This window comes from Streptomyces sp. NPDC002676 (genome assembly GCF_053592455.1).
Genome location: NZ_JBSFVT010000003.1, coordinates 332982 through 350251, shown reverse-complemented (window position 1 = coordinate 350251; position 17270 = coordinate 332982). Strand labels below are relative to the sequence as shown.

15 protein-coding genes are annotated in these 17270 nt (G+C 69.2%); 4 read left to right on the top strand and 11 right to left on the bottom strand.

Translation table 11 applies throughout. The features are described 5' to 3' along the window. Nucleotides 1–63 precede the first annotated feature (63 nt). Nucleotides 64–1254 (top strand): glycosyltransferase family 4 protein, encoded by a 1191-nt coding sequence (locus tag ACWD3E_RS11920; RefSeq protein ID WP_451387402.1) that lies wholly within the window; start codon nt 64–66, stop codon nt 1252–1254. Next, nucleotides 1221–2219 carry a GDP-L-fucose synthase family protein gene (locus ACWD3E_RS11915; RefSeq protein WP_451387401.1) on the top strand — a complete coding sequence of 333 codons (999 nt, stop codon included), beginning with the start codon at nt 1221–1223 and terminating at the stop codon, nt 2217–2219. Before ACWD3E_RS11920 ends, ACWD3E_RS11915 begins: the two co-directional genes overlap by 34 nt. A gap of 8 nt (nt 2220–2227) precedes the next feature. Here ACWD3E_RS11915 and ACWD3E_RS11910 read toward each other — a convergent pair whose 3' ends face one another. The 6 genes from ACWD3E_RS11910 to ACWD3E_RS11885 form a co-directional block, all read right to left on the bottom strand. Further along, entirely contained in the window at nt 2228–3706 is a 1479-nt protein-coding gene (locus ACWD3E_RS11910; protein ID WP_451387400.1) for an oligosaccharide flippase family protein, read from the bottom strand. Further along, nucleotides 3703–4800 carry a glycosyltransferase family protein gene (locus ACWD3E_RS11905; RefSeq protein WP_451387399.1) on the bottom strand — a complete coding sequence of 366 codons (1098 nt, stop codon included), beginning with the start codon at nt 4798–4800 and terminating at the stop codon, nt 3703–3705. Before ACWD3E_RS11905 ends, ACWD3E_RS11910 begins: the two co-directional genes overlap by 4 nt. A gap of 17 nt (nt 4801–4817) precedes the next feature. Continuing rightward, on the bottom strand, nt 4818–5828 hold the full coding sequence (gene gmd / locus ACWD3E_RS11900; RefSeq protein WP_451387398.1) for a GDP-mannose 4,6-dehydratase: 1011 nt from the start codon (nt 5826–5828) through the stop codon (nt 4818–4820). A 53-nt stretch (nt 5829–5881) separates the two neighbouring features. Beyond that, a complete protein-coding gene (locus ACWD3E_RS11895) occupies nt 5882–7216 on the bottom strand; it encodes an O-antigen ligase family protein (protein WP_451387397.1) in 1335 nt (444 codons plus the stop codon). Nucleotides 7217–7221: 5 nt separating this feature from the next. Continuing rightward, the gene (locus ACWD3E_RS11890; protein ID WP_451387396.1) at nt 7222–8088 is read right to left on the bottom strand and encodes a glycosyltransferase family 2 protein; all 867 of its coding nucleotides are present in this window, start codon (nt 8086–8088) and stop codon (nt 7222–7224) included. A gap of 147 nt (nt 8089–8235) precedes the next feature. Beyond that, on the bottom strand, nt 8236–9270 hold the full coding sequence (locus ACWD3E_RS11885; protein WP_451387395.1) for a polysaccharide deacetylase family protein: 1035 nt from the start codon (nt 9268–9270) through the stop codon (nt 8236–8238). 156 nt (nt 9271–9426) lie between these two features. Here ACWD3E_RS11885 and ACWD3E_RS11880 point away from each other — a divergent pair, with 156 nt between their 5' ends. Next, nucleotides 9427–10557: a glycosyltransferase family 4 protein gene (locus ACWD3E_RS11880; RefSeq protein WP_451387394.1), complete on the top strand. Its 1131-nt coding sequence runs from the start codon at nt 9427–9429 to the stop codon at nt 10555–10557. On the opposite strand, the gene ACWD3E_RS11875 is transcribed toward ACWD3E_RS11880, so the two are convergent. Genes ACWD3E_RS11875 through ACWD3E_RS11860 form a run of 4 tightly spaced genes read right to left on the bottom strand, consistent with a single transcriptional unit; the run spans nt 10547 to nt 14407 of the window. Further along, nucleotides 10547–11431 carry a class I SAM-dependent methyltransferase gene (locus tag ACWD3E_RS11875; RefSeq protein WP_451387393.1) on the bottom strand — a complete coding sequence of 295 codons (885 nt, stop codon included), beginning with the start codon at nt 11429–11431 and terminating at the stop codon, nt 10547–10549. The two genes, ACWD3E_RS11880 and ACWD3E_RS11875, sit on opposite strands and share 11 nt — an antisense overlap. A gap of 60 nt (nt 11432–11491) precedes the next feature. Continuing rightward, nucleotides 11492–12265, bottom strand: coding sequence for an FkbM family methyltransferase (locus tag ACWD3E_RS11870; RefSeq protein ID WP_451387392.1), 774 nt, complete (start codon nt 12263–12265; stop codon nt 11492–11494). A gap of 4 nt (nt 12266–12269) precedes the next feature. After that, nucleotides 12270–12905: an arsenate reductase/protein-tyrosine-phosphatase family protein gene (locus ACWD3E_RS11865; protein WP_451387391.1), complete on the bottom strand. Its 636-nt coding sequence runs from the start codon at nt 12903–12905 to the stop codon at nt 12270–12272. A gap of 23 nt (nt 12906–12928) precedes the next feature. Next, entirely contained in the window at nt 12929–14407 is a 1479-nt protein-coding gene (locus ACWD3E_RS11860) for a polysaccharide biosynthesis tyrosine autokinase (RefSeq protein ID WP_451387660.1), read from the bottom strand. 162 nt (nt 14408–14569) lie between these two features. On the opposite strand from ACWD3E_RS11860, the gene ACWD3E_RS11855 reads away from it, so the two are divergent. Beyond that, a complete protein-coding gene (locus tag ACWD3E_RS11855) occupies nt 14570–15544 on the top strand; it encodes a Yip1 family protein (RefSeq protein ID WP_451387390.1) in 975 nt (324 codons plus the stop codon). 107 nt (nt 15545–15651) lie between these two features. Here the strand turns inward: ACWD3E_RS11855 and ACWD3E_RS11850 are convergent, their stop codons facing one another. Next, entirely contained in the window at nt 15652–17112 is a 1461-nt protein-coding gene (locus tag ACWD3E_RS11850; RefSeq protein ID WP_451387389.1) for a protein kinase domain-containing protein, read from the bottom strand. Nucleotides 17113–17270 lie beyond the last annotated feature (158 nt).

Here is a 17270-nt window from a genome sequence, read left to right as displayed (position 1 = left end):
AGCATGCAAAGTGTCGGCGAGTGCACCGTGCCCGTGCGCCCCAGCCTCGATATCTTGCGGCCCGTGACGCCCCGAACACCGCGGGACACCCGCCCTTCCGCCCTCAGGATCGCGCTCGTCCACAGCTTCTACGGCTCCGGTGCGCCCAGCGGTGAGAACGAGACGGTGTCCGAACAGGCCGATGCGCTGCGCCGGGCCGGGCACGAGGTCGAGCTCATCGCGGCCCGTACGGACGAGCTGCAACGTGCCCCGTCGTACGCACTGTTCTCCGCTCTCACCGTCGCCGGCGGCCACGGCCGGTCACCACTGCGACGGCTGCGCGCCTTCTCCCCCGATGTGGTCCATGTCCACAACCTCTTCCCCAACTTCGGGCGGGCGTGGGCCCGGGAGTGGGACGGTCCGCTCGTGGCCACCCTGCACAACTTCCGGCCGCTGTGCGCCGCGGCGACCCTGTACCGGGAGGGCTCGGAGTGCACCCGCTGCCCGGACGGAGACCGCTGGGCCGGGCTGCGGTACGGCTGCTACCGCGGCTCACGGGCCGCGACCCTGCCGCTCGCCTGGGCCGGACGCAGAGGTGCGGCGGGCGACCCGGTGCTGCGCCGTGCCGACCGAGTGGTCGTCCTGTCCGAGTCGAGCCGTGACATCTACGTACGGGCCGGGATGCCGCCGCGACGGCTCGCGTTGGTCCGCAACTTCGTGCGGGACGTGGCAGGAGAGGGCGACGGCAGCGGACCGTGGGTCTACGTCGGACGGCTCAGCCCCGAGAAGGGCATCGCCGAACTCCTGCGCCGCTGGCCTGCGGACGAGCCCCTCGACGTCATCGGCAGCGGAGAGTCGGAGTCCGAGTGCCGGGCGGTCGCGCCCTCGTCCGTACGCTTCCTCGGCGTGTTCGATCGGGCCGGGCTACGCCGCAGGCTGCCGTCGTGGCGGGGACTGGTCTTCCCGAGCAGGTGCATGGAGGGCGCCGTACCGCTGGTCTACCTGGAGGCGCTCGCCGCCGGGCTGCCGGTGTTCGCCCTCGAGGGTTCCTCGGTGCCGCGCATCGTGCAGGCGCAAGGCACAGGGCACGTCGTGGGCTGGGAAGAGCCACTGGGGCCTGCACTGGCGCGGGCCGGACAGCACTTCCCCGCACTGCGCGCGCACTGCCGTCAGGTCTTCGCCGAACACTATTGCGAGCAGGTCTGGGTCACCCGCATCCGGCGGGTCTACGAGGAGGCACGATGGAGCAGGCAGGAAGCACGGCCTACGGCGTAGCCGGAGGACGGACCGGTACACCGCTGCCCCGCACCGCCCGGATCTTCGTCGCGGGCCATCGCGGGCTCGTCGGCTCCGCCGTCCACCGTCATCTGCGCGCCGAGGGGTTCACCGATCTGGTCGTACGCTCCCGCAGCGAACTCGATCTGCGGGAGCGGGCCGCCGTCCGTGCGTTCTTCGCCGAGACCGGCCCTGACGTCGTGGTACTGGCCGCCGCCCGCGTCGGCGGCATCGGCGCCAACGCGGCCCAGCCGGTCGAGTTCCTCTCCGACAACCTCCGAATCCAGCTCAACGTCCTCGACGCTGCCCACGAACACGGTGTCGAGCGGCTGCTGTTCCTCGGCTCCAGCTGCATCTACCCCAAGCACGCCCCCCAGCCGATCACAGAGAGCGCGCTGCTCACCGGCCCGCTGGAACCCACCAACGACGCCTACGCCATCGCGAAGATCGCGGGTATCCACCATGTCCAGGCGCTGCGCCGCCAGTACGGCCGCCACTACATCTGCGCCATGCCGACCAACCTCTACGGGCCGGGGGACAACTTCGACCCGTACACCTCACACGTCCTGCCCGCCCTCATCCGCCGTACCCACGAGGCCCATCGAAGCGGAGCGAGCAGGCTGACCCACTGGGGTACCGGCACCCCGCGCCGGGAGTTCCTGCACGTCGACGATCTCGCCCGGGCCTGTCTGCACCTGCTGGAGCACTACGACGGGGACGCGCCGCTCAACGTCGGCACAGGAGAGGACATCGCCCTGGCCGACCTCGCCGAGTTGGTGGCTCAAGCGGTCGGCTACAGGGGGGAGATCGCCTGGGACACGTCCCGGCCGGACGGCACGCCGCGCAAGCTGCTGGATGTCTCGCGACTGCGTGCACTGGGCTGGTCGGCCGGGATCGGCCTGGAGGAGGGGGTCAAGGAGACCTATGAGTGGTACCTGGAGCATCACGCCGACCGTGCGCGGTGACTCCTGTCTCAGGAGACGAGACCGCGAGCCGCGGCCGTGGCATACAGCGGCATCCGTCGGCGCAGGGCAACACAGACGAGGGCAACGGGAGCCATACCGAGCAGACCGGATCCCAGGGCGATACCGGGTGCCGCTGCGAAGGATGCCCCTGCTCGGCCGCAGGCGTACAGCGCTGTGCCGACTGCCGCGTGCACGAGATAGATCCGGGCCAACGAGGGCAGCCGGCACAGCTGTTCCTGGTGCCAGCGCAGGAGCTGCAGCACATGGCCGAACCCGGTAGCGGCGGTCGCCGCGACGGCGATGAGGAGCAGGCCACCCGCGGCGGCCGAGGCCGCGACAGCGGTCAGAGTGACCGCACCGACGGTCAGCTGAAGCCACAGCAGTCGACGGATGACTTTGCGGACCTCGTCCACGGCATAGCCGATCGCGTACAGAACCGAGCACGCACCGCCGACGGCGAGGACGGGCACAAGCTTGCTCGCCTCGTCCCAGCCGGGTCCCAGCAGCAGTCGCAGAGCGACGGGCCCCACCCCGGCCATCGCACCGAACGACACGAACGCCAGTGCGGAAGCAGCGCTGAGCAGATCATGGACAGCAGGACGGAGCGGCCGTCCGTCGCCGTTGATACGGGCCAGGGGCGGTACCACGGCGCGATGCAGGCTCTGGCAGAACAAGGTGACCGGCAGGCCCACCGCGAGGGAGGCCCTGGAGAACTGTCCAGCCGCGGCCGGACCCATGACGCGGGCCACCGCCCACATCGGAGTGCTGTTGGTGAGTGACTGCAGAAGGCCGTAACCGGCGAACGCGCTGGACAGCCCGATCAGGGAGCGGGCCGGCACCGGGGGGCCGGCCTCGAACGTCGACGCCATCAGGCGCAGGCCGCTCACCGTCAGGGTGCACACGGCGGTCAGGACCGGAGCAGCCGCCAGGCCATAAGGATTCCAGCCCACGGCGAGCAGCAGCGTCCCGCCGGCCATGCCCACAACCTGCGCAAAAAGCTCGATGAGAGCCGAGGACCGGCTGTGGCCCAGGCGGCGCAGCGCCGCGATCGCGACCGCCGCCGCCGGCTGGACCAGGAACTGCAACCCGGCCAGCCGCAGCATCGAGCCGGCCTCCGGCATCCGCCAGACGACGGTGCACAGGGGGGCTGCCACCTGCACCGCCACACAGCACAGCGTGCCGCTCACTCCTGAGACGGTCCACGCGGTGCGCAGCGCCTGCCGGGTCAGCCGTTCGGCACGCAGGAGATAGGTGGCGAGCCCTGCGCCGGCGAAATACCCGAAGAGCGTGAGGGCCGTGGAGGAGGTGGCGTAGGTCCCATAGGCGTGCGGCAGTACCAGGCGGGCGGTGCATGCGGTGTAGCAGAGCTGGAGGACGGTGGCAGCGATGGCACAGGAGTAGTTCCAGGCCAGCGCCGTGAACGCGGCCCGCGAGCTGGGCGGGCGACGCGCGGCCAGACGTGGCCCGAGGGTGCGCAGCCCGCTCACACCGGGACCGGTTCGGACGGGGAGAGGGCGCGGATGTCGGGCCAAGGACCGCCCTGCGGGGCGGGCACGGGAAGAAGGCCGCTGAGCATGTATCGCAGTGCGTGGAGTTCGGTCAGGTTGGCGGCTGTCCAGTGGTGTCCGCGCACGGCCGCGGTGTGCAGTTCCTCGTGGTCGCCGTGCCGGAGCAGTCTGCGGAGAATCGCTACGGCCTGGGAGGGAGTGTCCGCCAGGTACAGCCCGTGGTCGGGACCCGGCAGCCAGTCGAGCCCTGGCTGGCGTGAGGTCACGTGCGGACGCCCAGCGTACAGGGCGATGGGCAGCCGGTCGGAGAAGTAGGCGGTACGGCTGTTGTAGTGGTCCCATCCAGCGGTCAGGCGGGCCCTGCGCATGACGTTGACCTGTTCCCCGTACGGCACCGGTCCACGCGCCCCCTTCCCGTGCCAGCCGGTCCCGTACACGGCGAGGTCGCAAGCGGTGATGCGGCGCAGCCCGCGCACCATGCGCGCCCGCCGCAGACTGCCGTCGAGACCGCCGATGAGGCCGAACCGGGCAAGGCAGTTGCCTACCACGGCGATGTCGTCCGTGGCGGTCTCCGGCCGCGGTACGGACTCTCCCGGGTCAGCGCAGAACCGCACGGGCAGGGCATGCGGCACGTACCGCACAGGTGCCCGGGTCAGCCCCCGCAGCAGCGCGGCCTGCCGGCCCATGCCGACGCTGAAGACGGCATCGGCATGGGCCAGCCAGGCTCGGCTGCTGTCAAGCATCCGCTTGCGCCCGCCCCAGAGGTCGCCCTCCCAGAAGACGACGGGTGGACCGCCGAAGTCCCGGAGCAGTGCGCCCACCGCCTCGGCAGTCCAGGGAAAGGCATGCGGAGACTGGACGAACACCAGATCGGGCCGTGCGTCGCCGACCACGGCACGAACGGCCCGGAAGGCAGCCTCCACGCCGTGTTCCCGTCGGACGGCGCTGGGTGCGACGGGCCGGTGGACGAGCAGGCCTTCCCCGGCAAGTCGTCGGAACGGCAGGAAGAAGCGGGTGCCCGTGCCGATGGGGACCGGTTCGTTGTTGATGTGCAACACAACAGGTGGCGACATGGTGTGCTCCATGCGAGTCAAGGGGCGAGGGCGCTGAGGGCCTCCGGCCCGGACAGAGCGGCCAGCTCGGCGTCGACCATGATCCGGGCGAGCTCGGGGGCGTGTACGGTCGGCCGCCAGGCCAGCTCGCGTTCGGCTTTCGAGGCGTCGCCGATCAGGTCGGGCACCTCGGAGGGGCGCAGATAGCGCTCGTCGAATCGGATGTGCTGTTCCGGGTCGAGGCCGACGTGCTCGAAGCAGAAGCCGAGGAACTCGCGGACGCTGTGGCTCGTGCCGGTGGCGACGACGTAATCGTCGGGCCGGTCGCACTGGAGCATCCGCCACATGGCGTCGACGTACTCGGGGGCGTAGCCCCAGTCGCGGCGGGCTTCGAGATTGCCGAGGTAGAGGTGCTGCTGCTCGCCCCGGGCAATCCGCGCAGCGGCGCGCGCGATCTTGCGGGTCACGAAGGTCTCGCCGCGGCGTGGTGACTCGTGGTTGAAGAGGATCCCGTTGACCGCGAACATCCCGTACGCCTCACGGTAGTTGCGGGTGATCCAGTATGCGTAGACCTTCGCGACGGCATACGGGGAGCGCGGATGGAACGGCGTGGTCTCCGACTGGGGCGGCGGGCTCATGCCGAACATCTCGGAGCTGGACGCCTGGTAGAAGCGGCAGGGCAGTCCGGTCATCCGGATCGCCTCCAGGAGGCGGACGGTCCCGAGACCCGTTGTGGAGCTGGTGAATTCCGGCTCGTCGAAGGAGACCCGGACGTGTGACTGGGCGGCCAGGTGATAGACCTCGTCCGGTTGCACCTGCTCCAGCAGGCAGGCGATGCGGCTGCCGTCGGAGAGGTCGCCATGGTGCAGGAAGAGCCGGGCGTCCGGATCATGCGGGTCTTGATAGAGGTGGTCGATCCGCTGGGTGTTGAAGGTGGACGAGCGGCGCATCAGCCCGTGGACGCTGTACCCCTTCGCAAGCAGCAGCTCGGCGAGATACGAGCCGTCCTGGCCGGTGACGCCGGTGATCAATGCGGTTTTCGATGACACGACCGGACCCCGATCCGACTTGAAGAGTTAAGTAGCCGATTCCTGTCAGAACGTCAGATTTGACGGTGCGCCAGTTGATAGCCCGCTCGGTCCTGCCGAGCCCGGCGAGGCGCGCCTTCGTACTTGTGCCCTGCGGTTTCCTCTGGTTGCGGCGTCCGCGAGGCCTGTCTGATGAGCAGTCCGAGCAGCAGGCCGTCCGAGAGCACTGGGGCGTAGGCCAGGCAGTAGCACGCCTCGCCGGCGGCCAGCAGCCAGAACAGCACTCCAGCGGACGTGTCACGTCCGGCTGCACGCAGGGAGACGACGATGGCCACCGCCAGTGCCATCAGGCCGACCAGGCCCACGCGCAGCAGCAGGTGGAGGTAGTAGTTGTGCGGTGACACCTCCACGACGCCCGCGGACGACAACCGCTCGTAGCCGGAACCGAAGGGCAGACCGAACAGCCAGTGACCCGCTCCGCGCAGTCGGCCGAGCAGCTGGGTCCACCCTTGGATCCGCCAGTCGAGGGTGCCCTCGTTCGAGGCCGACTCGGCAAGGTTCCCGGTCAGCTGGTCGTCCGGCAGCAGCAGCATCAGGAGTGCTGCGCTCGTCGCGGCGAGTGCCGTGGCGCCCAGGGTGACCACCTTGCTCGCCGCCCGGCCAGGGCGTAGTAGCAGCCAGCCGGCGAACATCGTGGTGGTTGCGATCCACACGGTGCGGTGCTGGAGCAGGACGACCACGATCAGCAGTGGGACGGCGAGCGCCGGACCGCGGCGCTGACGCAGACAGAGCAGCATCACTGCGGCTTGGGCAACGACGAGAGCCGCGGCGGAGGGCACGGGGCGTCCGTCGAACACTTTGCCGTCCAGCACCACCGCGGAGGAGGCTGCATGGACACCGAACCGGGACCACCACAGGAGCGAAGACAGGGAGTAGCCACCGGCAAGCGTGATCCACACTCGCATGACGGGGGCCAGCAGGTCCCGGCCGGGGCACACGACGGCGACATAGCAGGCTGCGCCGAGCACGTACAGGAAGTACGCCCGTGCGTCGTTGCCGGCGGATCGGATTCCGTACAGCTCCACCCCGGACACAAGCGATACCAGAACCAGCAGGGACAGTGCCCCGAGTGCGAGCCGGGCGAGGTGGAAGCGCGTGGAGCCGCCCTTCAGCAAAGTGATGCCGGCGGCCAGTACGGCACACACCACCAGAACGTCCAGCGGGCTGACGTTGATGCCCGAGGACAGAATCGGCAGAGATTCACGGCTGACGACTTCCCATGCCTCTGCGGCCGAGAGCAGCCCGATACCGGTCCCCGGACAGCGGACGAACACGGCCACCAGCATGCCGAGGGTCACCAGCACGGTGCACGCCAGCAGCAGGGACGACGGTTGGAGTGGGATGGGCACGCCGGTCACCGCCGCCACGCACGTGCAGCGGTCTTCAGATACGGAGAGCACATCAGCAACGGCGCCCAGGGCCACAGATGCCGGGTGCAGTAGACCCGCCAGGAGTCGAAGGGCAGCTCACGTCGCGAGGTGACCCGGCGCAGCGCTTCGCGCACTCCGATGCCGGGTTCCCTGGAGCCGGTCAGCAGAGGGTTCCTGTCACAGGTTCCGACGTGACGAGGCGCCAAGAAGGCGCCGATGCCGGCCTTCCGGGCCCGGAGTCCGTGGTCGTAGTCGCCCATGCCGTGCCGGAACCGCCGGTCGATGCCGCCGATGCGATCCCACACCGACCGCGGTACGAGGACGACATTGCCGTTGTACGTGTCACAGGGCTCGGGTCGGCCCGTCGGCTCGACGAGCAGCAGGCCACGTCCGCGCGGGTGCCACCACGGCAGGCCGCCGCGCCGTAGCCCGCCGTACGTCGTGCGACTGCCGTCGACGGAGCGCACCGCACCGACCACCACGGCTTCCGGGCCGACCTCGTGGGCGGTGCCGAGCAGCGTCGTGAGTGCGTCGTCCGCCAGTTCCACGTCGTCGTTGAGCCACAGCTGGTGGGTCCACCGTGGCAGGCTGGAGTGGAGGCTGCGGTGGCCGGCGATGCGCATGGCCTCGCCCCAGAAGACGTCCGGGCCTACCGCGGTGACCTCGACGTCCGGGAATCGCTCAGCGATTCGTTGGGGGGTGCCGTCGGTACTGGCCGCGTCCACGACGTGCGCACGAACGGACGTGCCGGGTGGCAGATCGCGCTGCCGCTCCAATGACTCCAGTGCCGCAAGGGTCTTGCGCTGTCGATTGTGACAGGCCATCAGCACGGCGATGCGCGGTGCAGCCATACGGACTCCCGACTCAAAACCATCTTGGGGCGGCCACAAAAAGCTGACGAGTATTCAGCCTCGCAGATTTGAACCTATCAGACCAAAGTCCCGAAAACTGAGCACATTTGGCTAAATTGGACGAATCGACCCAATAGGAGGTGCGCATCAGATCTTCGCGGTTTCCTCCGGACGGCGTCCGGGCACCGCCCGGACCAGCTGAGCGGCGTGTGCCAGGCCTCGCCCTGTGCCGCGCTCGGCCCGGTAGAGGGCGGAGTGCAGTCCGGACAGGATCGTGTCGAACCGGTCCGGACCGGTGCGGGTGGAAACGCGCAACCGGCTGATCCGCAGCGGGTGCTGCGCGCCCGGCGCGGCCAGTCGGTGGTCATAGAGGAAGCCGCTGCGGTACCCGGCCCCCATGAGGAACCGGTGGGCCCGCGAGTCGAAGTTCCCGTTGGGATAGGCGAACGTCGTCGGCGGATGCCCCAGCAGTCCGGTCAGCTGCTCGTGGGCCTGCAGCACCTCTGTCCGCACCTGCCCGTCATCGCACTGGTCGAGGCACGGATGGGTGAGAGTGTGACTGCCGACGACGATCTGGTCCGCCTCCAGTTCGCGCAGTTCTTCACCGGTGAGCTGACGCCGGCGAGGGGCGGGCACGGACGCGGTCTCCCGCAGCTCCTCCAGCGCCTGCCGCCGCTCGTGCTCGGGCAGTGTCTTGACGGTGTGGGCAGTGATCTCGGGCGGTGCGGCAGGCACCCGCCCGGTCGTGCCCCCGTGACGGACCAGGTGTTCGATCTCGTCCCACCAGAAGGCGGTGTCGGTGTCCACCAGCCCGGCGATCACGAAGCACACCCCTGGGATGTTGCGGGCTGCCATCAGCGGCCGAGCGTGGGTGTGCACACTGAGGTCGCCGTCGTCGAACGTGACCAGCACGCTGTACGGCGGAAGCGGTCGGCCGCCGTGCACCGCCTCCTCGACCTGTTGCAGCGAGACCGGGACCGACGTCTCCAGCAGTCGGTCCAACTGCCCCGCGAAGGCCTCGGAGTCCTCGATCGCGTGATAGCCCAGCACGGCCAGCCGGTTCACCGCGCGCCGCCGGAACCAGGCCTGGACGGGTGACCGGCGGAGCACGGGATCCCGCCCCTCCCACCGCTCGTAGCGCATGTACCACCTGGTCAACCGGGCGCGGACCTCGACATTCACGTCGGCCCCCTGTGGATCTGCTGCATGGCTGGTTCCCCTGCGTTTTCTCTGAGAAGCCCTTTGCGCGTATCCATGGATTCACTCAATTCTCTGGCAAGCTAGCACAGCATGGGAATCAGGCCACGCAAACACGTGAGACATCGTAAAAACTCTCATGTGACCATTGTTCAGCCATTCTTGACGGAATATCGCCAGTCGTTCTTCCGTCGCTTGGGTGATGATCTGCGCTCGCACGGAATCGGGCTCACGATTGCCCACGGGGCCCCCTACAGCAGGGGGATGAGCGCACGCTCCGACGCGATCGCCATCGACGGCGCCATGCGACTTCCGCAATACAGCACATGGGTCATGGGCCGTCCGTTGGTCTACAAGCGGCTCGGGCCACTGCTCCAGTCGTCCGATGTGCTGGTGCTCGACCAGGCGCTGCACAATCTGGAGTTGTATCCACAACTGGCCCGTCAGCGCAGGAGCCGTGGGCCGGCCGTGTCCATGTGGGACCACGGCAGGACCTACGCCATTCGCCAATCACGGATCGAGGAATCGGTCAAGTACGCCCTCACCCGGCAGGCCCGGTGGTTCTTCGCCTACACCGAAGGCGGGGCGCGAAGCGTGGTACAGCACGGATTCCCCCGGGACCGGGTCACTGTGGTCCAGAATTCCACCGACACCGTCGTCCTTCGCGAGAACTACCGGTCGGTGTCGCCGGATCAGCTGTCCCGGTTCAGAGCTGAATTCGACCTGACTCCGGGTCGCACAGTGCTGTATGTAGGGGCGTTGAGCACCACCAAGCGGATCCCGTTCCTCCTGGAGGCGGCGGAGTACGCCGCCCGGCTGCTGCCGGACTTCCGTCTGCTGATCGCCGGGCTGGGCGAAGAACTGGAGCGAGTGAAGGCAGCGGCCGAGCGTTCGACGGCAGTCATTCCGGTCGGACAGGCGTACGGCGCCCGCAAGGCGCTGCTCGGCGCTGCCTCCGAGCTGATGCTCATGCCAGGGCCTGTAGGGCTGTGCGCGGTGGACTCCTTCGCTCTGCAGACGCCGATCGTCACCACGCCCTGGCCGTTCCACGGTCCGGAATTCGAGTATCTGGGAGACGGCCGCAATGCCGTCGTGGCTCCGAATGACCCGTTGGCCTACGCCCGTACGGTGGTCGCTCAGCTGACTGATCAGGAGCGGCTGGCCGCCCTGCAGCGGCACTGTGGCGAGGACGCATGCCGCTACACCGTCGAGGAGATGAGCCGACGGTTCACCGAGGGCCTGGTGAGGCTGGTGGGTGAGATCAGGGGTTGACCACGTCCACCTGGTGCGGTTCCCGGGCGGCCGGGACGGTGGGGAAGGAGACGCCGAGGCCTCCGCTCACGTACCAGTGATGGTGTGGCATGTCGCGGAAGTGCAGGAAGCCGCGGTGTCGTTCCTCGGACCAGCGGGCCAGTACCGGTGAGGTGTGGCTCCTGGTGGACACGATGACGGCGCGGTCCGTCAGGGCCGAGGCGGCTGCCGCGAGTTCGGCGCGTTCGTGCTCCGGCGTGAAATGAGTCTCCGAGGCGAGAAGGTCGATTCCGCGCTCCTGGACCTCCGGAGCGGCCAGCGCTCGCGTCGAGTCGCCGATCACCAGGTCGACCACGTCGGCGTACGGCCCGCGGATCAGTTCCCCGGCCGTGGGATCGATGTCGATGGTGGTGAGCCGACCGTGGCCGTTGCGCAGCAGCGCCGCGGCGATCAGACAGCTGGAAAGGCCGCGGTACGTTCCGGTCTCGACCACGTGCCGGGGCGAGAGGGCCCGCACGAGCGCGTAGTAGAGGAGCCGGCGGCCGTAGCGCACGTCGTGGTCGCACGTCCGGCGCCGGGGGCTTTGGACCATGCCTTCCCGCAGGGTGCGGCGCAGGTCGGTGTCCTCCTCGACCTCGCGGAGATAGCCACGGGCCTCCTTCACCGGAATCCCGGTCACTGCCCCGATGAACCAGGCGAGGTGTTCCAGGCTGAGCGGTTCGAGATCGTAGGTGAAGGACGACAGCTCGCGGGAGCGCAGCAGCCATGAGGCCGACTGCTTGAGCACACGGGTGTCATGACGAGCGACGATGATCGCGCGCAGGGGAAACGCGGCCAGGAGGGCGAGCGGACTGGCGGCGATCTTCCGGATGAGAGAAGTTGACGTTGGTGGCATAGCACCAGAATACGTGGACAAACGGGCAAATCGGGATGAGGGGAGGCGTGTTCTCCCCATTCAGTGAGTGACCTCCGGGACGTGTTCCACCTCAGGAGAAGCCGAATGAACTCCCTCACGGAAGAACACCGCGTCACACTGCAGCATCTGGCCCGTTCTTTGATCGGTGAAGCCGGGCAACACACCCATCAGCGTGAGGCCGTATCGGCTCTGGGCGAGGTCGAGTGCCTGATCCCACTTCAGGCCTCCCTCGTACAGCGATACACACGAGACCTCCATCTGGAGTCCCACGCAGTCCTGGATTCGATCCCCGGCTCCGCGCAGGACGGCTCCCTCGTATCCCTGGACATCGAGTTTGAGGAAGACCCGGTCTTTCGGGCATGCCAGTTGAGGCCACAGTGTTTCGAGTCGAAGCTGTGCGACCTCCTGCCGGTCCACATAACCGGATTCCGGGCACGCATCGAGATGCTTCGGCAGCATCGGAAGAATGGAACTGCTCGCCCCGTCGTTCCCGGACACGTTGATGGTGACGGTGGCATCCTCATCGCCGAGCGCGTACGGAAACGCCGTCCACAGGGGATCCATGGCTGCCCGACGGCGCAGTATCTCAAGAGGTCCGCTCAACGGCTCGAAGGAAATGATCCGTCCCCGGTATCCGAATCGCCGCAACATCGCACCGTACTGCCCACGGTTCGCCCCGACATCGACCACCACATCGACGCGGAAGAAGGACAGCAATTGCGCGAGTCGGTACTCGAGAACACACTCGGGGAACCGCCTTACGTCGATTCCGAGGTACTGGGCTGCCGTGCGGGCTCGATGCAGAACAGTCATATAATCATTCTGCCTCCGGGCTCCTCGATTCACGGTAATGAAGCGCTTCAAGTTCCGTGTCGGCCTGGTTCAGCAACCGGGCGAGCCTGCGCACTGTCCCGTCGATCTCGCGGGCGCACGCATCCAGGATTTCGCGGGGCATGCCCACTGGGTCCGCGATGTCGTCCTCGGCCGCCGGGAGCGCAGTTGCGGCACCCCGACGGGCGGCCACGGCCGCCACCATTGCGTCGAAACCGCCCTCGGCCGCCAGGCCTTCCCCGCCCGGTACCCCGGCGGCGAGCCGCACGAACTCCTTCAGGGTGAAACAGCGCCGCATCGCCGACGGCGCGAGGCGCACGGCCGCCTCCCGGTGCTCGCGCGCGAGCCCGAGGACCAGCGCCGCTTCCGCGACGAGCCCCTCGGTGAGCGGGCGGGCCGTGAAGCCGCGGCCGTCACCGCCCAGTTGCTCCAGCACCGCCCTGGTGGAGCCGTCCATGCCCGAGCGGTGCCACCCCTCCGTACCGGCGCTCTCCGGCCGTACTGCCGAGCCGGGCGGAAGCCTGGCGGCCAGCAGCCGCTCAGCGAGCACCGAACGGTGCACGTTGCCGGTGCAGACGAAGAGGACCCGGGTCATGGACCGTCCGGAGGACGCATGGGCCATGACCCGACCGTGTGATGTGTGGTTCATTTCCCGCCCGATGGACGCATCGTCGCGGGTTCGGCAGTCCCCTCAACGGCCGCTGACGTACGCGGAGTGGGCAACTCGCCGTACTGCCCGTAGTAGCCGTACTGGCCGTAGCGGCTGCCCTTGGGGACCGGAGTCATGCTGAAGACGGTGCCGAGTACGCGGACGCCCACGCGCTCGAGCGATTCCGCTGCGGTGCGGACCTGCTCCCTGCGGGTCTTGGCGGCGCGGACGACGAGCAGCGCGCCCTGGACGAGCGAGGCGAGCCCGATGGTGTCGGCGACCGGCAGCAGCGGCGCCGTGTCGACGATCACGACCTCATAGGTGTCCGCGAGTTCACGCAGCACCTCATTCATGCGCGCCGAGGCGAGCAGCTCCGTGGGGTTCGGCGGTACGGCACCGCTGGCGAGCACCGAGAGCCCGCCGGCGACCTGTTGCATCACGTCCTGGATGCGGGCCTGTCCGATGAGCACCGTCGTCAGGCCGGCGTCCTGGACGAGGCCGAAGGTCGGAGCCACGCACGGGCGGCGCAGGTCGGCGTCCACCAGGCAGGTGGAGACGCCTGCCTCGGCGAGCGAGAGGGCGAGGTTCGCCGCGGTGTTGGTCTTGCCCTCGCCCGGCACCGAACTCGTCACCACGATGATCCGGGGCGGGTCGTCGACCTGGGAGAACTGCAGGTTGGTGCGCAGCTTGCGGAAGGCCTCGGCGCGCTTGGAGTGACCCTCGGCCGTGACGAGCGGCTGCTTGGGGGCGTTCCTGTCGTACGGGATGGCGCCAAGACCCGGCAGCCCGATGAACTCACCCAGCGCCTGGCTCGCCTTGAACGTGGTGTCGAGGGTCTCGCGCAGGGCGACGAGTCCGGCACCCAGCAGCAGGCCGCCGAGCGCTCCCGCGGCCAGGTTCAACAGGGGGCGGGGCGAGACCGGACCGGTGGGGGCCACGGCATCCTGGATGATGCCGAGGGAGACGGGCGAGGTGGTGTCGCCCTTGGGGTGCTTTCCCGGCCGCTGCGGTGCAGAGGCTTGTCTGGGCGTCTCCAGGCGCTCGACGACCGCGCTGAACCGCTGCGCCACGGCATTGGCGATGCGTGCCGCCCGCCCCGGCTCGGCGTCCCTGACACTGATGTCGATGAGCACGGTGTTGAGCGGGGCAACGGCAGTGATCTGGGACGCCAGCCGCTCCGGCGTGGTGCGCAGCCCCAGCTGTTTCACCACGGGCGCGGTCACCTGACGGGTGGTCACGATCTCGGCGTACGACTGCACGCGCGCCTGCGAGAAGCTCTGCCCCTGGTTCAGCTGGGCCGTGTCGTCACCGGAGCGGGTGGCGACGAAGAGCTCGGTCCTGGCCTCGTAGACCGGGGTGCTCAAGCACGTCACGCCGAGCGCTGCCCCGATCGCGAGCACCAGACAGACCGCGACGGTCGGCCAGCGTCTGGAAAGAGCCTTCAAGAATCCACGGAGATCCAAACTGCACCCCATCATAGATCGAGGGAACCACCCGAAATGCGATGTTCTGTTCCCTGTGTGTGCAGCCGAAGATAGGGACTCGCACACTTGAATCGGGGGAGGCACCCCATGACGGCAGGGCAAACGACCCTGGTGACGCACACCGACCGGCCATCCCGTCGCTCCCCTTAGGGGATGTCACAGGTCGGCAGCAAAGCCGGGCCTGAACACCCGGGCCCGGCACGTCACTCTCCGGGACCAGGTACGTTCGATGACGTGGCTGGATTCAGGAACGGACGCGGGGGCCGGGACAACCGCCCCCCGCAGGGACAGCAGGGTCCGCAGGGGCCGTCGTACGGCTACCCGTCGGCGCCGCAGCCGTACCCGCAGCAGAGGCCCGCGTACGGCCCCGGCGGCGGGCAGTGGCAGCCGCAGCCGGACGACGGACCGGAGTACTTCGGCGACGGCGGCTACGCGGGCCAGGGTCATGGCCACGGCGGCGGACACGACCCGTACGCGGCCAACAACCCGGGCCACACCCAGGCGTTCTCCATCGACGAGGCCGCCGGCTACACCCAGGGCGCGACCTACCACGCGGGCTCGGCCGCCGCACCCGCCGCCCCGCTGGGCCCGCCCCTGCACTGGAAGGAGCTGCTGAGGGGAATCGTCTTCTCCCCCGCCCAGACCTTCCTGCGCATGCGGGACTACACGATGTGGGGCCCCGCCCTCATCGTCACCTTCCTCTACGGCCTGCTCGCCGTCTTCGGCTTCGACGGCGCCCGCAAGGACGTGATCGACGCCACGCTCTCCAACGCGGTGCCGATCGTCCTGGTGACGGCGGTCGCGATGGTGATCAGCGCCCTCGTCCTGGGCGTGGTCACCCACACCCTGGCCCGCCAGCTCGGCGGTGACGGCGCCTGGCAGCCCACGGTCGGCCTGTCCATGCTGATCATGTCCCTCACGGACGCCCCCCGCCTGGTCGTCGCCATGTTCTTCGGCGGCGACGCCGGCTTCGTCCAGCTGCTCGGCTGGGCCACCTGGGTCGGGGCGGGCGCCCTGCTGACCCTGATGGTCTCCCGCTCGCACGACCTGCCCTGGCCGAAGGCGCTGGCGGCGTCGGCGATCCAGCTGATCGCCCTGCTGTCGATCGTGAAGCTGGGCACGTTCTAGGCACACACCGGCACAGCAAAGGCCCCCGGCGCACCGGCCGGGGGCCTTTCACATGCTTCCGCTGGGAGCTGCACGCCGGCTGCACGCCTGGCTGCCCGCTCCGGGGCCTAGACGGCGGGGCGGTGGGACTCGGTGAGACGGGTCTTGAGGGTCTGGGCGCCGAGGGCGAGGCAGACCCCGAGCAGCAGGACGTAGAACACGCCGATCTTGCGCAGGTCGTCGAGGAAGAACCACTCCGACGTCAGCCCCGTGAACCAGAACGCCACCAACGCGAACCCGCCCGAGCGCTCGTCCCGGTAGCCGGCGGTCAGGCACGACCCGGCGACGAGCCCCAGCAGCAGCGCGATGACGACGTACCGCGTCTCCCAGCCCACATTGCCGCGGGAGAACTCCGACCACACCGCCACGGCCTCCGCCACCGGAGCCCAGGCCACAGCGCACGCCAGGCGCGCCGACCACAGCAGCAGTACGCACCCCGCGAGGCCACTCAGCAGCGCGACCAGAGGGAAGTGCTCCTCGGTGATCATCTCGGACCGCGACACCGCCACCGCAAGGGTGCTGCCGAGGAGCGCGACCATCCCCTCCGGCGTGGGCCTGAACGCCACCCGGCCCAGGGACCGGACCCGGCCCGGTGCCTTCGCCGCCCGGTCGTGTGGCGGAGCCTTCGCCGGCTGGGGCTGGACGGCCTGCGCACGGGGATCGACGGCGGTCGGGGTCGGTATCAGGGGCGCCGCGGGTATCTGCGCGGCCCGATCCAGTTCGGCCTTCATCTCCGCCGCGTCGGCGAACCGGTCCTCCTTGCGCTTGTGCAGCGCCCGCAGCACGACCGCGTCCATGCCTGGCGGCAGCCCCGGGCGCAGCCGTGACGGCGGCACAGGCTCCTGGACCAAGTGCTGGTGCATCACCGAGAACGGCGAGTCCCCGGTGTACGGAGGGCACCCGGTCAGCAGCTCGTACAGCAGGCAGCCCACCGCGTACAGGTCCGTCCGGTGGTCCGTGTCGCGGCCTTCGATCTGCTCCGGCGCCAGGTAGGCGGGCGTACCGACCGCGACGCCCGTCCCGGTCAGTCGGGTCGCCACCTCGCTGAGCGCCTTCGCGATGCCGAAGTCGAGGATCTTGGCCGTCCCGGCCCGGGTGAGCATGACGTTCGCCGGCTTGATGTCACGGTGCACTATGCCGTGGCCGTGGCTGTGCCGCAGGGCCTCCAGCACCTGCCCCACCACGTCCACCGTCTGCTCGGCCGGCAGCGGCCCGCCCCCCAGCGCCTGGGCGAGGGTCCGCCCCTCGACGTACTCCATGACCAGGTACGGCACGGCGAAGCCGTCCGCGGCGTCCTCGCCCACGTCGTACACGGTCGCCACGCCGGGGTGGTTGAGCGCGGCGGCCGCGTGGGCCTCGCGCTGGAACCGGGCGAGGAACTGCGGCTGCTGCACCAGCTCGGCGGAGAGCGTCTTGACCGCGACGGTACGGCGCAGGCGGTGGTCGACGGCCTGGTACACCGTGCCCATCCCACCGTGGCCGAGCTGCTCCACCAGCTCGTAGCGCTGCCCCAGCGTCCTGTGCTCCACCGCGTTCCCCCCAACGGCCGTCCACGTCCTCGTACGTGCCGACCGTCGGCAGTCCGCGGTTCGCAGACCACGGTTCACAGACCGCGTTCGACACACGGAAGGAGACCTTAGACGCCGGGCACCGTTCCCACCGGGTGGCGTGATCAGAGCCTCATTCG

Coding starts and splice junctions, on each gene's coding strand:
- ACWD3E_RS11915 (WP_451387401.1), top strand. CDS start 1,221: ATGGAGCAGGCAGGAAGCACGGCCTACGGCGTAGCCGGAGGACGGACC.
- ACWD3E_RS11905 (WP_451387399.1), bottom strand. CDS start 4,800: ATGTCGCCACCTGTTGTGTTGCACATCAACAACGAACCGGTCCCCATC.
- ACWD3E_RS11890 (WP_451387396.1), bottom strand. CDS start 8,088: ATGGCTGCACCGCGCATCGCCGTGCTGATGGCCTGTCACAATCGACAG.
- ACWD3E_RS11875 (WP_451387393.1), bottom strand. CDS start 11,431: ATGCCACCAACGTCAACTTCTCTCATCCGGAAGATCGCCGCCAGTCCG.
- ACWD3E_RS11870 (WP_451387392.1), bottom strand. CDS start 12,265: ATGACTGTTCTGCATCGAGCCCGCACGGCAGCCCAGTACCTCGGAATC.
- ACWD3E_RS11865 (WP_451387391.1), bottom strand. CDS start 12,905: ATGGCCCATGCGTCCTCCGGACGGTCCATGACCCGGGTCCTCTTCGTC.
- ACWD3E_RS11860 (WP_451387660.1), bottom strand. CDS start 14,407: ATGGGGTGCAGTTTGGATCTCCGTGGATTCTTGAAGGCTCTTTCCAGA.
- ACWD3E_RS11855 (WP_451387390.1), top strand. CDS start 14,570: ATGTCACAGGTCGGCAGCAAAGCCGGGCCTGAACACCCGGGCCCGGCA.